General features: G+C 68.2%; 11 protein-coding genes and 1 pseudogene. 2 read left to right on the top strand and 10 right to left on the bottom strand.

The window, feature by feature from the left end:
- Positions 1-98 precede the first annotated feature (98 nt).
- The 5 genes from K9S39_RS30880 to K9S39_RS30860 all read right to left on the bottom strand — a co-directional run bounded on the left by K9S39_RS30880 (position 99) and on the right by K9S39_RS30860 (position 3,943).
- Entirely contained in the window at positions 99-1,238 is a 1,140-nt protein-coding gene (locus K9S39_RS30880) for a phosphoenolpyruvate carboxykinase (ATP) (RefSeq protein ID WP_248866619.1), read from the bottom strand.
- Positions 1,229-2,137 carry a lactate/malate family dehydrogenase gene (locus tag K9S39_RS30875; protein WP_248866618.1) on the bottom strand — a complete coding sequence of 303 codons (909 nt, stop codon included), beginning with the start codon at positions 2,135-2,137 and terminating at the stop codon, positions 1,229-1,231. Before K9S39_RS30875 ends, K9S39_RS30880 begins: the two co-directional genes overlap by 10 nt.
- Complete coding sequence (locus K9S39_RS30870; protein ID WP_248866617.1) at positions 2,134-3,318, bottom strand: phosphotransferase; 1,185 nt, start codon at positions 3,316-3,318, stop codon at positions 2,134-2,136. Before K9S39_RS30870 ends, K9S39_RS30875 begins: the two co-directional genes overlap by 4 nt.
- Complete coding sequence (locus tag K9S39_RS30865) at positions 3,315-3,491, bottom strand: hypothetical protein (protein ID WP_248866616.1); 177 nt, start codon at positions 3,489-3,491, stop codon at positions 3,315-3,317. Before K9S39_RS30865 ends, K9S39_RS30870 begins: the two co-directional genes overlap by 4 nt.
- A 65-nt stretch (positions 3,492-3,556) precedes the next feature.
- Positions 3,557-3,943, bottom strand: coding sequence for a hypothetical protein (locus tag K9S39_RS30860; RefSeq protein ID WP_248866615.1), 387 nt, complete (start codon positions 3,941-3,943; stop codon positions 3,557-3,559).
- A 588-nt stretch (positions 3,944-4,531) separates the two neighbouring features.
- On the opposite strand from K9S39_RS30860, the gene K9S39_RS30855 reads away from it, so the two are divergent.
- Positions 4,532-5,818: an XRE family transcriptional regulator gene (locus K9S39_RS30855; RefSeq protein WP_248866614.1), complete on the top strand. Its 1,287-nt coding sequence runs from the start codon at positions 4,532-4,534 to the stop codon at positions 5,816-5,818.
- A complete protein-coding gene (locus K9S39_RS30850; RefSeq protein WP_248866613.1) occupies positions 5,803-6,336 on the top strand; it encodes a GNAT family N-acetyltransferase in 534 nt (177 codons plus the stop codon). The genes K9S39_RS30855 and K9S39_RS30850 overlap by 16 nt, the downstream gene beginning before the upstream one ends.
- A gap of 303 nt (positions 6,337-6,639) precedes the next feature.
- On the opposite strand, the pseudogene K9S39_RS30845 reads toward K9S39_RS30850, so the two are convergent.
- From K9S39_RS30845 to K9S39_RS30825, 5 genes and pseudogenes are all read right to left on the bottom strand, one after another.
- A pseudogene (locus K9S39_RS30845) lies at positions 6,640-6,966 on the bottom strand (integrase core domain-containing protein); the annotation flags it as partial.
- 170 nt (positions 6,967-7,136) lie between these two features.
- The gene (locus tag K9S39_RS30840; RefSeq protein ID WP_248866612.1) at positions 7,137-7,427 is read right to left on the bottom strand and encodes a hypothetical protein; all 291 of its coding nucleotides are present in this window, start codon (positions 7,425-7,427) and stop codon (positions 7,137-7,139) included.
- Complete coding sequence (locus K9S39_RS30835; protein ID WP_248866611.1) at positions 7,424-7,612, bottom strand: hypothetical protein; 189 nt, start codon at positions 7,610-7,612, stop codon at positions 7,424-7,426. Before K9S39_RS30835 ends, K9S39_RS30840 begins: the two co-directional genes overlap by 4 nt.
- A 639-nt stretch (positions 7,613-8,251) precedes the next feature.
- A complete protein-coding gene (locus K9S39_RS30830) occupies positions 8,252-12,544 on the bottom strand; it encodes a polymorphic toxin-type HINT domain-containing protein (RefSeq protein WP_248866610.1) in 4,293 nt (1,430 codons plus the stop codon).
- Between the two features lie 196 nt (positions 12,545-12,740).
- Positions 12,741-13,742 (bottom strand): hypothetical protein, encoded by a 1,002-nt coding sequence (locus K9S39_RS30825; RefSeq protein WP_248866609.1) that lies wholly within the window; start codon positions 13,740-13,742, stop codon positions 12,741-12,743.
- Between the last annotated feature and the right edge of the window lie 200 nt (positions 13,743-13,942).

Here is a 13,942-nt window from a genome sequence, read left to right as displayed (position 1 = left end):
TGACCATCACCGCGACCAGCAAGGCCACGTAGAGGAGTTGGGCGTTACGGTCGCTCATGTGGCGCCTGGTCGTTGTCGTCGCACAACGCTCCCTTTCGTCACTGTGCCTCCAGGTCGGCCGTGATCTCCTCGGCGGTTTTGACCAGAAGCGCCGTGTTCGCGTCGGTGTCGTGGCTGAGGAGCACCGACCGGCGGGGGAGGCGGGCAAGGTGCTCGGTCAGCGCTTGGGCGCCGGCCGCGGCGGTGGGGGTCAGGTTGAAGATGTCGGGGTAGCGGTCTTCGGTCTTGGCGGTGAACAGGTCCGCGTCGGTCAGGGCGCGGTCGTCTTCGACGAGTGCGGGGATCGCCTCAGGATTCATGGTTGGGAAGAGGAGCCCGGCCGCGGTCGTGCTGGTGGCCAGGCTCAGGCCGAGCCAAGTGGAGAGCTGGTCGGGGAAGAACTGCGGCTTCAGCTCCTTGCCGTCCTCGCGCCACAGCGGCTCGCGGCTGCCATCGATGAGGGCCTGGGTCACCTTGGGGTGCTGGGTGGGGTGGAGCTGCCCGCCAGCGAGAACCCTTTCCCGCACCTGGTCGTACAGACCGATCGCGTCCAGGAGCCCAAGGCCGATGGCGGCGGCCGACGGCCACGGCAGCACCTTCACGAGGCCATCTGGGGTGGGACGGGCGAAGACGCGATCATTGGCGAGCATGCCCCATCCGGCGCGGGCCAGGAGGAGGGCAGTGGTGGTCTTGCCGGCGCCCTTGCCGCCCAGGGTCAGGACCGTATCCTCATTCTGCGTGGCGGCGGAGGCGTGGAGCACGGTCCAGCCGTCGGCCAGGAGCTGACCGCGGACGAGTTCGCGCGCCAGCCGGGCCGCGGCGACGGCAACCGGCTCCGACTGGTCGCCGACGATGACCAAGCGGCGGCCGTCGGCCTGGTAGCCGAGCCGCTCCTCGGGCTGCACCGCGTACGTGACTTCGCCCACGCAGGTGACCACGGTACGGGCGTTCGCGTAGGTGGTCTGCTGGCGGCCGTGCTCACGGGTGAGGGCAATGATGTCGTCCACGCGGGCCGGGTCGACATCGGCGAGGACCAGGCCGCCGCCCTCGGCGATGCCGCCGGGGCCCGGCGCGTCGATGGCCGCGGCGTTCCACCAGGGACCGAAGTAGCGACGCGACCAGTCGGTGACGGCCGCGGTCTGGCTGGCGACGGTGACCGTGGCGGTGTCGGCCTGGATGCGAGTTGCGGTCAGCGGCACAGGGCCTCTCCTTGCTCGTGGTGTTGGATCTGCTGATAGGCGGCGTTGAGCTTGGTCCGGGCGGCGAGGAACTGGGCGGTCTCACGTTCGTCCAGGACCAAGGGGTGCACGGTTGGTTGACCGGAACGGATGCGCAACCGAATTCCGATCCATACGCCTTCGCGGTTGACTGACAGGACGTCGGTCCCGTCCCGGTAGCCCGTCAGGTGCCGCAGTGCGGACGGGACGGCGGCGGCCGGGCCGCACCGGGTGCGGCCGATCCCTTGGTTGATGCGGCGTGGCCGGGCGGTGAGTTCGGTCCGTACCAGGTCGAGCGGCACCGGAGCCGTCTCGCCGGCCACGGTGGTGGATGAGGCGCAGATGACGGCGTGGTCGCCGTGCTCGCCGATCACGTAGCCGTCCACGGTTTCGACCGGCACGCGGTAGTGGCCGGCGAGGGTGAGGCGGTAGCGGGCGGTGTCGGTTGCGGAGCCGACCCCGTAGGTGGCGGCGCCGCTGATACGGGCGAAGAGGCGGGCGAGGACATCCACAGGGTTGGTGACCATGACCGCAACACCGGCGTATCCGGTGAGGGTGCGGGCGAGGCCGGCGATCAGCGGGGCATTTGCGGCGAGGCCGGCCATGCGCACATCCCGGTTCGCGGTGTTGGTGAAGGTGGCGCGCGGGCAGATCACCAGCGCGTCACTGCCGAACAGGTCTGCCGCTGTGGCTGCCTGTACTCGGGCGGGGGATGCGGCGACCTGTCGCATGTCCTCCAGATCGGTGACCAGGCCGCGGGCGCGCTCGGTGGTGCGCGTGGTGACTAACACCTGCGTGCACCACGGCTCATGGGTCAGGAGAGCGGCGACGGTCTGTCCGATCGCGCCGGCACCGATGATGCCGATCGTCTGGCCGGTCACCGGTCCGCTGCCTCGACGATTGCCTGCACGCCGAGTTGCCAGGCGGCATCCGCGGCTGTCCCGGCCACAAGAGCGGCGCTGATGCGGTCCAGCAGGGTGCACAGTGCCTCTGTCTGGTCCAGTACCGCGCGGGCGTGCTCGGGCAGCGGCAGGGCCGCCGGGGCGGTGAGGTAGGTGGACAGGATGTTGACCGTGTCCATCAGCCACGTCACCATCAGCCGGCGCCACCACAGTCCCCGGGCCGTGCCGCGCAGTTCACGGGACTGGTCGTGGGTGAAGGCGGCGATGCCGTCCACCACCGCGGCCGGGCCGTCGACCGGCGGCGCCGCGATCACGGCAAGGACTGTACGCGAGACGAGTTTCCCCACATCCGCGCAGATCGGACTGCGGGTTAGGGCGGGGTCGATGAACACCGGCTCTTCGTCCGCACCGTCCGGGAACAGCACGTGTTCGGGCTTCAGGTCCCCGTACACAATGTCGCGCGGACCCGGGGCAGGGGTGAGACTGAGGCGCAGCAGCCGGTCCACCACAACGCCGAGCACGACGACCGCGCCGCGGCGGGTATGTTCGCCGAGCCGGTCAGCACCGAGGGCGCTGATGTAGTGGCGGCCGGAAATGCCGTTGAACTTCCGGCGGAACGTCCCATCGATACTGCGCTCTTGGATCGGCGCGGCATCAACCTGGGCGATCACGAGCGGGTGCTGGAGCGGTACGAGTCCGGCCACGGCCCGCCCGAGTAGATCCCGCGTGCGGTACGGCTCCTTGGCAATCAGGTCCAGCAGGGTCGGACCGGTCACGGGCTCGGTGAACAGCACCCCGCCCGCATATCCGGCGCAGCGGCCCACGCGGATCCCGGCCGCGTTCAGGGCACGGAGCTGTGCGGCTTCCCGCGCCAACAGCGAGGCGGGAGAGGTGGCGTAGGCGAGCTGTGCGGCACAGACGGCGTCCCAGTCGCCGGCCAGGCCCCGCAGGACCGAAACGAGGGACAGGCCAAGGATGGAATCCTTCGCGTACAGGTCCCGGCCGTCGATGCGGACGCGGTGGACGTAGCCGGTGACCGAGGGCACGTGATCAACGAAGGACAGCGTCCCGTCGGGCCACAGGTCGTGCGCGGCGCGGCGCATCCGGTCGGTGCTGAGCGCGAACAGGTCCGCGGATGTGGGTACGGGTGTGCGGGTCAAGATGCCTCCTCGACGGCGGTAGAGGGTGTGTACGGTGGCCGACCGCCGTGCGGGAAGGGCCCGCCACCGGGCTCGGCGTCCGCGCGCTCGACGGCGATGGCGACGGCGTCAGCGAGGCGCGGACCGGCGACCAGGGCCGGCGGGGCCGCGCCGATGAGACCAAGCACCGTCAACGCGCCTGCTAACCCGTCTCGTCCGTGCTCCGACGGTCGCGGCGCCGGCGCCGCATGCGCGCCGCTCACGCCCTCTCCGTCGAGATCGGCGACGACCAGGAGTAGTCCACCGTGCAGCCGTCCGCGGCCAACTTCCCGATCTCCTCGTGCCGCAGTTCGTGGAGCGATTCGGGAGCGATGGAAGCAGGCCAGCGGGTGATGACGACGCCGATCCGATTGGCGGCGGCCAGTGTGCGTACCCGGAGCCATCCGGGGCGCTGCTGGGGGTTCGCCTCGTCGTAGGGGTCGGTGATGGTGTGCAGGATCGGCCAGCCGTGCCGCTCGGCGTGCGCCTGGCCCTCCGCGAGTGCTTTGTCCTCCGGCTGGGTCGACATGGTCCCGGGGCGTCGGGCACAGATGTAGAGCGCGGCCGGCGTGCTGGACGGTGGTACTGCCCACGATGCGGCGCTCACCGGGACACCTCAGAAACGCCGTACATGCCAGCGCACAGGACGCAGGCGTACAGGCGGACGCCGACCGTACGAAGTGCTGGGACAGGGAATCGGCGGTCGGGGGTGCCGCTGCACCAGCAACACGAGGAGCCCTGGCGTTGCCGGTCCGTCAACGCCTCGCAGTGGAGCACTGGGGCGTCCACGAGTCCGCCGGTCGGTGGAAGGGGGGTCGTGCCGCGCGTCGTCATATCGATCGCCTCGCGCTCGCGGTCGGGTTCGGCGCCCCGCCGTGCCCTCGGGGGACCCGGGCGCGACGGGGCCGTACACACCAGCTAACCGACCGTCACCGCTCGTTGTGCATGACGAAATTGCGCGGGTGGCTCGCGTGGAAGCTGACGAATTGACCCGCTCTTTACTATCCGTGGCGAGCCTATCCACCTACCGTGATGTTCCGTGAAGGTTGAGTGGGCTGGCCGAGGCAGGGCCGACAAGGCTCGCACAACGGGCACAGCGTGCGGCACGAGGGCCTCACCCGGTCCGGCCTCGCGATTCTGTGCCCAGCCTTCGCTGAAACCGCTCAACCTTCGATGCGATGGGTCACGTGTCCTCATGGCGGAGACCAGAAACGAACACCTCACCGCCTGGATGAAGGACGCTGGCATGTCGGCCGCTGAGCTGGCCGACGCGGTCAACGAAGCCATCCGCGACCTCACCGGCCGCCCTGGCGTCACGTCGGAACGCACAGTGTTCCGATGGAAGTCCGGAGAGAACCGGTGGCCCCAAGCGCGCCAACGCCGCGCTTTAGAGGCCATCACTGGTCGAACCGTCGCAGACCTAGGCTTCGTGCCTCGGGGGAAAGGCACCACCAACCCCGTACCCCCAACTGCACCACCGGAGGACCCCGTGCACCGCCGCCGGTTCGTCGGCGCGGCCACCAGCACCGCCGCCGCCGTCGCCGTACCCCGCATAACCCGCCCGCCACGCGTTGGAACCTCCGACGTGATCCGACTCCGTGACAGCGTCGAGAACCTCGTCGCACTTGACGCCGAGCGCGGCGGACACACCGCCCTCGAACGCGCCGCCCTCGCCGGAGCCGACGAGGCCCTAGGACTCCAACGCCGGTCCACCACACAACGCGTACGCCAACGCCTGTTCGCCGTCTCCTCCGACTTCGTCGCAACCGCTGCATGGTCTCTGATCGACGCCGGACAGCTCGACGCCGCCGGCAAACACCTTGACCGTGCGCTGACCCTCGCAGGCATGGCCCAGGACCCCGACATGACCATGCAAGTGTGGAACCTCCGCGCCATGCTCGCCCGGCAGCGGAAGGACTACGGCGAGGCCATTGCCGCTGCCCAGGCCGCGCAGGCAACGACCGTAGCCCGCCGCTCCCCGCTGCATGCCTCACTCGTCTGTGCGCGGACCGCTATTGGGCTCGCGCACGCCGGGGATCATCGCGCAGCCCTGCGTTCACTTGGCCGCGCCGAAGACGCCCTTGAAAAGGCTGATTTAGCGGATCCGCGGGCGCCCTGGATCGCCTTCTACGGTCCTGCAGAGCTGTACTCGCTGACCGCGATCGTGCGCGACGTCGTCGGCCATCCGACGGAGGCTGAGGCCGCCGCGTACCGGGCGTTGTCCGCCCTCCCCGAGACGTACCGGCGCAACCGCGCGCACACCACCGCGCGCCTTGCGCTCGCCCAGCTGCATCAAGGCGATGCTGAACAGGCATGCGCCACCAGCGCGGACATCTTCACGATCATGGACGGGGACCCGCTCCCCGGCCGCATGCGTCAGCTCCTCGGCGACTTCCAACGCGACCTGTTCACCCTGGCCCCGTCCGCGCATGTCGCGCACGAGTGGACCGACCGCTACCGGAACGAATGGAGCATCCCGTGACCACGGCAACCGTCGAACTCCGCCACTTCGTGCACGATGACCTACCGCAGATCAGGCAAACCCTCCTCGACGTTCACGCCGACGCCTACGCGAACGACATGACCGAATTCGATGAGCGGTTCCCCTGGTTTGTCGACCACTGGGGCGGCAATGCCGGGTTCGCGTGCGTGATCGGCTACGACGGAGGCGAACCGGTCGGATTCGCGTACGGGGCCCCGGCCACGCCGGGCCGTGAGTGGTGGCGCGAGCACGTGAATGATCCGCCGGCCGATGACTCGACATTCTCCTTGTCTGAGCTGATGGTACGGCCGAAGTGGCGCAAAACCGGCACAGCTGAGCGGCTACACGCCGCACTCTTGGAGGACAGGCCCGAAGCCCTGGCTGTGCTCCTGGTCGACCCCAACCATCCGAAGGTGCAGACGCTATACGAGGCATGGGGGTACCGGAAAGTCGGGAACCGTCAGCCGTTCCCGGACTCCCCGAACTTCGCGGTCATGCTCCACGGCCTGCCAGCCTAACCAGCAGCACCACTGCAGCACCCGTGCTGGGGACACACCGGCGAGACGCCTCGGGGCGGTGACTCTGGACGAGGGCGCTAGTCGAGCGGCCGCGTACGGCCGTCGTCGGCTGGGTCCTGGGCCCGCGGCTGGCTGGTGCTCGGGGATGCTCGCACAGGGGACCAGGTGAGCTTCACTGGTCCCCCAAGCCCCCAGGCTTCAGGCAGTGTCGGAGGCCCATACATCCGGTCCGCCGCCCCGCCACTCGATCATTTGAGATGAGGCTGCGTCGATGTCTGAACCGCCCCGGGTTCGGTAGAGAGCTCAGATGGTGGTTGTGACCTGGGGTTTCGTGGTTGCTTGGTAGTGGCTGGCTTCGTATTCGGCGGGCGGGATGTGGCCGAGCTCACCGTGGAGGCGGCTGTGGTTGTACCAGTCGACCCACTCGGCGGTGGCCAGCTCGACCTGCGACAGCGTCTTCCACGGCCGCCGGGGCTTGATCACCTCGGTCTTGAACAGGCCGATCGTGGACTCCATGAGCGCGTTGTCATACGCGTCCCCGACTGAGCCGATCGAGGCTGCGATGCCGGCCGCGTCCAGGTGCTCGGCGAGCGTGAACGATGTGTACTGCGAGCCCGCGTCGGAGTGGTGTGTACGACTTCGGCATGACCGTCGAGCCAGGCCATCAGTTCGTGTGGTGCTGGGATGCGGCCGCGGGGCCGCGGTGGCCCGTACGGGAACCGGGCGGTGCACCTTGTCGCCCGGCAGCACCGGCGTGACGAATCGGGGCACCGATGAGGAGGGTAGACGCCCGCTTCTCTCTACTTGCGGACGCGTGCTGGCCGCCGGCGGCGGAACCTTTCCATGGCTCCTGTCAGCTCAACGGCGATCCGTGCAGCCGACGTGTAGACCGAGGCTTGGAAGAACGTGCCCGTCATGTGGTGGGAGTAGCGGAAGATGACGTAGCCGGCGATGAAGCCAGTGATACCGCAGTAGACAGCGGCCCACATGCCGCGCCAGCGGTTGAATGGATACACCACGAGGGGAAGAAACGGCCAGGCGAACCCGACGGCCATGAACAAGGCGGCTATGCCTGTGGCGATGATGGTCATGACGCGGCCCCGTTCGCGTCGATCACCCCGCCGATGACCAGCAGGATGACCGGGAAAATGAGTAGGCCGAAGGCGATGGCCCAGCCTGTCTTCGCCGTTGTCTTGTTCGCGACCTTTACGCATAGCAGGATCACGGGCGCCAGGTAGAGGAAGGCAGCGAAGAAGGCTATGTACAGGTAGCCCATGAGGAATTCTCCCTTGATGCGTGAAGAGGGGAGGAGGCCGGCCAGTAAGGGCCGGCCCCTCCCTTTCTCGTTGTATTAGATCACCTGGTGCCCGACCCGGTTACCGGGTGAGGCTGACGGTGAATTCGTTCGCTGGCTCGTCACAGTGCACCACACTGTTCGGCCGGTTCCCGGGCCCGTCACCGATGAACGGAACCGGGGCGTCCACACCCCACGGGTTACCGCCGCTGCCACGGAACTTCCGCGTTTTCGCAGGCCAACGGCGTCGCCGAAGGCATTCAGGACTGACCATCGGTCAGCTGCGGGTCCGCTCTCGTCATGCTCACCAGGAAGAACCCCAGCGTGCTGACCCGGAACGTCGGCTGTAGTGCTAGCGCCTTGGGCGAGGCGGATTCTCTACCACCTCAACGCCAGCGGGAACATCCAGTTCGAACCCGGTCGCCGTACCATCGGCAACGTCCTGCAGGCACTGCACCAGTTCTTCGACGTTCGGCTTTGCGCACCCCGTCCGGATGTAGAATTCGGGTCGCGAGAGCATACTCAAGGACTCAGCCATGACGCAGGCCACCCGCATGAGCTCTTCACTGTCGACCGTAATGATGATCTGCCCAGCGCTTGCATTGACACGCATTCGTCACCCTAACTCTTCGACAGGCGATTTTTGAACGCCTCGACCGTATCCTTGTACGCCGTCATCGAGTATTCATTCCTCTGAATGACGACGACGCCGCGCTCCTGGTCGTACCAGCCCTTTCCACCGCTCTTCATCGGAGCTCCGTCACCCCGGCCAGCAAAGCCGTCGAGATAATCGGCCAGCTGGTCATCCGTCATGTCGAAATGATGGCTGCCAGGCTTACCAGTCTTCTTCAGTTCCGCTTCGGCCTCATCACGGATGTGGAGCGTACCGTTGTAGGCGGCGTCACCGCAGCCGTCCATACCTCCAACGTTGTGGACGAGGATGGGAACATCGCCCGCAGTAACGTAATAGGTGTGGATGCCTTCGACAGTGAGGTTGTAAACCTTGCGGACCTCGGTCCAGGCACGGGTGCCAACGACCTCACGCAGTTCACCGTTCGGGGCGCGAAGCCAGTCACCCGCCTTGAGTTCCGCGGCATCCAGCCAACGCCCCCGACTGTCCACCCAGAACGGATGCCCGTCAGTGGCGGTGACCGTACCGGTGGCACTTCCAGCTTCGCCGTCGGCGTCGACAGTGATCTCGACAAGGTTCTTTCGACCTTCGCCGCTGATCACCTTGGTGACCGCCCGTGCGCTGGTCTCACCGGTACCAGGGTCAGTAGCGAGAACCTGCTGTCCCGCCCGGACTTCCTTGATCGCCTGACGAGTACCGTCGCCCATCAGCACCAAGGTTTCAGGCGCGAAGCTATTGTATTCCGCTGCTTGGCTCAAATTCACCGCACATGAAGGAGACCGGCGGAACTTGTTCAGGGTCTCCTGGCCCTTGCTCATCAGCTTCTTTGCTGTAGCAGACTCTTCAAGGAACTTGTTGAATCCGCCGACAATGCGGACGACAGCCTTGGAGATCGCCGGAAGCTCCTTGATGGCCTGGAGGGCCTTGCCCCAGGGGAGGGCACCGATGAGCGTCCAGAAACAGCTTTCGACGTTGCCTTCAGTGAAGCATTTCTTTATGTCGTCAAGGCCGAGGAGCTCTTCAAGGATCTTGCCGCCGTTTTCCTTCAAGAAATCGGTGATTCCCTTGTCCGCGAGTTGTCGGGCCTTCTCGTACTCCTCTGGTGTCATCCCGGCCTTTTTGAGGGCCCATTTATCTAGATTGCTCAGCCCGGGGCCGCCGCTCTTGCCCATTTGTTTGGCGGCTTCTGCGCGGCGCTTGCGTTCCTGTTCGCGCTGGTATTCCTCGGCCTTCTTGGCCGCTTGGTCGGCTTCCTTGGCGTATTTGTTGGCGTTCTTGGCTGCTTCTTCCGCAGATTTGGCGTGCTTCTCTGCGGAAGCGGCCAAGCTGTTGGCGTCGGCGGCGTCCTTTTCTGCCTGGGCTGCGGCGCCTTGGGCGACGCTGGCTTCGTGCTCGGCCTGACTGGCGGCGCTGTTGGCGGCGTTGGCCTGCTTCTGCGCGTCGGCGGCAACGCCGCGGGCGCGGGCTGCTTCGGCCTCTGCCTGGGTGGCTGCGTTGCGTGCCGCTGCCGCGTCCTTGTAGGCCTGGTTGGCTGCTTGGCGAGCTTGTTTGGCGTCGGCCTGGGCCTGGGTGTCGGCCTTGTTAGCGGATGCTGCTGCTGCCCTGGCCTTGGCTGCATCTTGGGCCGCCTGGGCGGCGGACTTCAGCGCGTTCGCGGTCGAGCGTGCCGCGTTCGCGGTGGAGCGGGCTGCGTCGGCGGCGGCCTTGAACGCCGGTGCTACCTGCGCGCCGGCCCGCTTGGCCGCGGCCTCGGCGGCCTCGGCGGCTTTGAGCGCTTCGGTGGCCTTGGCCTCGGCCGCGTCGACCTGCTCCTTGCCCGTCTCGAGGGCGGCCTTGGCGACCAGCGCTGCGAAGTCGGCGTCGATGTCCTTGCCGGAGAACGGCGCGGTCAGGGTGATGGCGGTGTTAGCCGGGTCGGCGATACCTGCCGCGGTGGTCCGGGCGGCGCCGGCCGCTTGGACCGCGATGGTGGCCTGGATGCGGGCCATCGCGGCCTCACGGGCCGCGCCGTCGGCCTCATCCCTGGTGAGGTTAGCCGCCTGCAAGGCGTTGCTGGCGTGCATCGCGGTGAGCCCGGCCAGGCGGGCGGACTCGTGGGCGGCGATGCCGGCGCGGGCCTGCTGCGCGGTGGCCTGGGCGGCCTTGGCATTGGCGCGCTGGGCTGCGGCGTGGGTGGCGGCGGCCTGGGCCTCGGCCTTGTTCGCCGCGGCGTTCGCCTTGGCGGCGGCGGCCTCGGCGTTGTTGGCGGCGGCGTTGGCCTTGGCGGCGTGTGCGGTGGCCTGGGCTGCCGCGGCCCGTGCTCGGGCGGCGTGCCCGGCGGCTTCGGTCGCCGCGGCACGGGAGCGTATGGCCGCCCCACTGGCCCCATCGGCCGCGCTGCGGGCCTGGTTGGCTGCTGCTCCGGCGGCGTTGGCGTCCGCCCGTGCTGCCTTCGCCGCGGCTTTCGCCTCGCCTGCGGCCGCGGTGCCGCGGCCCGAGGCGGCCATCGCCTCAATCGCCCTGGCCCGTGCTTCCTTGGCCTGGTGGTCCTGCTCAGCCTTAAACGCCTTGTTCCGCGCCTCGCGGGCCTTGCTCTCCTCGCTGCGGGCCTTCTGGTCGGCCTTGGCGGAGATGCCTTCCTTCTCCGCGGCGCTCGCCCGGGCCGAAGCCGCCTGCGCCGCCGCGGCCTGGGCCTGAGCCCGCAGTGCTGCCGCGGTACGCGCCTCGGCCTGCGCGCGTGCCCGCGCGGCCGCGGCGGCGTTGCGTTCGCGTTCGGCGCGGGCTCGTGCCTGGGCGGCCAGCTTGCGTTCGCGTTCGGCGACCTTGCGCTGTTCGGCGGCTATCTTGGCCTGCCGTTCGGCTTCGAGGCGGGCCTGGCGGGTCTTCTTAGCGTGCTCCCACGCCGCCCGCTGAGCCTTTTCCGCATCAAAGCGGGCCCGCTTGGCCCGGGCAGCGGCATCGGCGGCGATCTTCGCCTGCTTCTGGGCGGCAGCAGCCATGTGCGCTGCGGCCTTGGCCTGCTGCTCGGCGTTGGCCCGCCACTTCTTGGCCTGCTGCTCATGCAGCTCGGCCCGGTTCTTGGCGTGAAGCCCCTTGGCATCAGCCTCGGTGGCGTCCACGGCGTGCTGGGCGGTCTGGGCCGCCTTGGCCGCCGCGTCAGCTGCGGCCTCGATGCCATAGGCGACCTCGGCCCACTGGACGCCGTGGGTCAGCCCGCTCTCCACCAAGATGTCGGCCTGCACCTTGGCCCGCAGGGCCGCCACCTTGGCCGCCCTTGCCGCCTCGATGGCGTACTTGACCTGCCGGGCGACCTCAGCCTTGACGTTGCCGTAGTCGGACAGGCGCTTGCCCGCCCGGTCGGCCGACAGCATCCGGTCAGCCTCACGCGAGGCCGAAGCCGCCTGCATCATCGCATTGGACGCGTCCTTCAGCGCCCTGACCGCATCCCCATGAACGTCGATCAGCTTGGTACGCGCCGTGGCCGCGCGGGCGGTCCGCTCCGCCAGATCCTGCAGCTTCTCCGCCGCCTCCAAGGCCTCCTTCTGCGCCTTCTCATGCGCCGCCCGGTCGTCGGCGTCCTTCTGCGCGGCGATCTGATAGCCCTTGTCCAAGAACTCGGCGATCGCCTTGTCATTGCCGGCATCCAGCGCGGCCTGCGCGGCCTTCTTCACCTCCGGCCCGCCGACGCCGGCCAGCATCTCTACCCGGCGGCGGAGTTCGGCCGCACGCTCTTTGGCGGTCTTCTCGTCCTTCTCATCCCGCTCTCGGGCGATCTTGGCACCGAAGGCCAGGAAGTCGGCCCGGTCCCTGGCCGTGGCCTTAGGTCCCAGAACGCGTTCGACCTCGGCGTTGAAGTGCGGCCCACCCGTGCCGCGCATCGCCTCGATCTTCTTGCGGTTGCTGGCGTCGGTGTCGTCCTTCTTTTCCTGGGCCCGCTTGCGGGCTTCGGCCATACCGTGCTCCAGGAACTCCCGGATCGCGTTCGGATCGCTGCTTTCTAGGGCCTTCTTGGCGGCCTCGCGGACTTCCTCGAACTCGTCGAACTCCGCGTAGCTCTCCACCATCTCCCGGTCCCAGTCCCGGCTCATCCTCTCCAGCTTCGACGGCGGAGCGTCAGCCGGCGCCGGGGCCGTGTTCGGCAGCGAAGCGGCCGCACGGTCCAGGGTGGACAGAGCCTGGGTGAATGAGCCCTGGCGGGCAGGCGGCGCGGCAGCGAGTGTGGCGGCAGCGGCCTGGGTCGAAATGCCGCCCAGCATGGCCGCGACCACGGCCGTGGACACGGCCTTTGCCGCTGCCTGGGCCACACGACCGCGTGACCGGCCAGGATCAGACCGGAATCTACCTATCAAGGGTAATAACCTCACTTTTTAGTGAATAGAAATATAAAAAAGCACCCTGCCCTGCATATGCCTGCAAGGCAGGGATGATTGACACCACAACAGAAGCGCTAGGAAACGGCAGGAGCGCCGATAGGTTCCGTGTGTCCGGGCCTTGACAAGATCAGTCCTTGACGCGGCTCTCGCCGTCCTGGATCTGGTCGGACATGTCCTTCCAGAAAGCCGCTTGTTGGTCCGCCTGTTGTTGTTCCCTGGCCCAGGCGTCCTGGTTCGCCTCAGCCTGGCCGGCGATGTTCTTCCACAGCCCGTCCGTGGTCTCCTGGGCGGCTTGGGCGATCTTCTTCCAGTTCTCCGCCTGTGCCCTAGCGGCGTCCCGCTCGGCCAGCCACGCCTGGTACGCGGCACCGGCGTGCCCAGCCACCGCCTTCCAGGCACGTCCGGCCTCGGCCCGGGCCTTGGCGGTATCGGCCGAGGCCTGCACCGCGTCCTCGGCCGCCTCGGCCTTCTTGACCAGACGGGACAGGACACGGTGGCGCAGCACATCGGCGTCCGCGGTCCGCATCCGATAGGCCTCCAGGTCCAACGCCGCACCGCTCATCCAGCCGTAGCCGAGAAACTCCGCGACATCCTCGTCACCGGCGCCGTCCCGCAGCGCCCACCGCGCCGCCACCCGCACCTGCTCACCCGGGTCATGCTCAGCACGCCCCCGTACGAAGTCCCGGTCCCTGTCGGCGACCTGTTGCCGGTGGGCGGCGTCGGCCTCCCGCGTCGCCCGGTCCCGTTCCTTGGCCTGGGCGTACCCGGTCTTCACAAACGCAGCCTGATCGGCCGCCGAGCCCTTCAGCGCACGCTCCGCCGCCTGACGCACCGCAGGCGAGAACTGCTGGGTGTGCGTGCGCACCACCCGCTGGCAAAAGGCCTTGTTCCTCGCCCGGGTACTGCCGGCCCACTGCTTGGCGAAGTCATAGCCGCCGCCAGGAGCGAGCCACTCCGCGATCGCCTCATCACCCCGCGAACTGCGCAACGCGTTCCACGCCGATACCCGTATCTCGGCCGGCAGGTACGACAGCGCTGTCGCCCGAACGCGCGCACGCGCCTGCACGGCCGCAGCAGCCGCGATGCTCGCGGGGTTCTCGGACCGCTGCCCGGACGACCTGTCAGCCACGGCAGCAGGAGGCGGGGCCTGTGCCCATGCCGGTACGACGGATGCGACACCACCCGCACCAGCCAGCACACCGACCGTCAACGCCTGCGCAGCCCACCACTTACGACTCACTCAAAACCCCTAAAGAAACACCCGACAGGCCATGCACAGCAGGAAGGGAAAGACGCATACGATGCGCCAGGCCTGTCTTACCGAAATCG

The sequence above is a fragment of the Streptomyces halobius genome, assembly GCF_023277745.1.
GTDB classification, from domain to species: domain Bacteria; phylum Actinomycetota; class Actinomycetes; order Streptomycetales; family Streptomycetaceae; genus Streptomyces; species Streptomyces halobius.
This window is presented reverse-complemented; position numbering and strand designations above follow the sequence as displayed.

Bases quoted from the DNA above. Each gene is read 5' to 3' on its own strand.
- K9S39_RS30840 (WP_248866612.1), bottom strand. From the start codon at position 7,427: ATGACCATCATCGCCACAGGCATAGCCGCCTTGTTCATGGCCGTCGGG.
- K9S39_RS30855 (WP_248866614.1), top strand. From the start codon at position 4,532: ATGGCGGAGACCAGAAACGAACACCTCACCGCCTGGATGAAGGACGCT.
- K9S39_RS30850 (WP_248866613.1), top strand. From the start codon at position 5,803: ATGGAGCATCCCGTGACCACGGCAACCGTCGAACTCCGCCACTTCGTG.
- K9S39_RS30835 (WP_248866611.1), bottom strand. From the start codon at position 7,612: ATGGGCTACCTGTACATAGCCTTCTTCGCTGCCTTCCTCTACCTGGCG.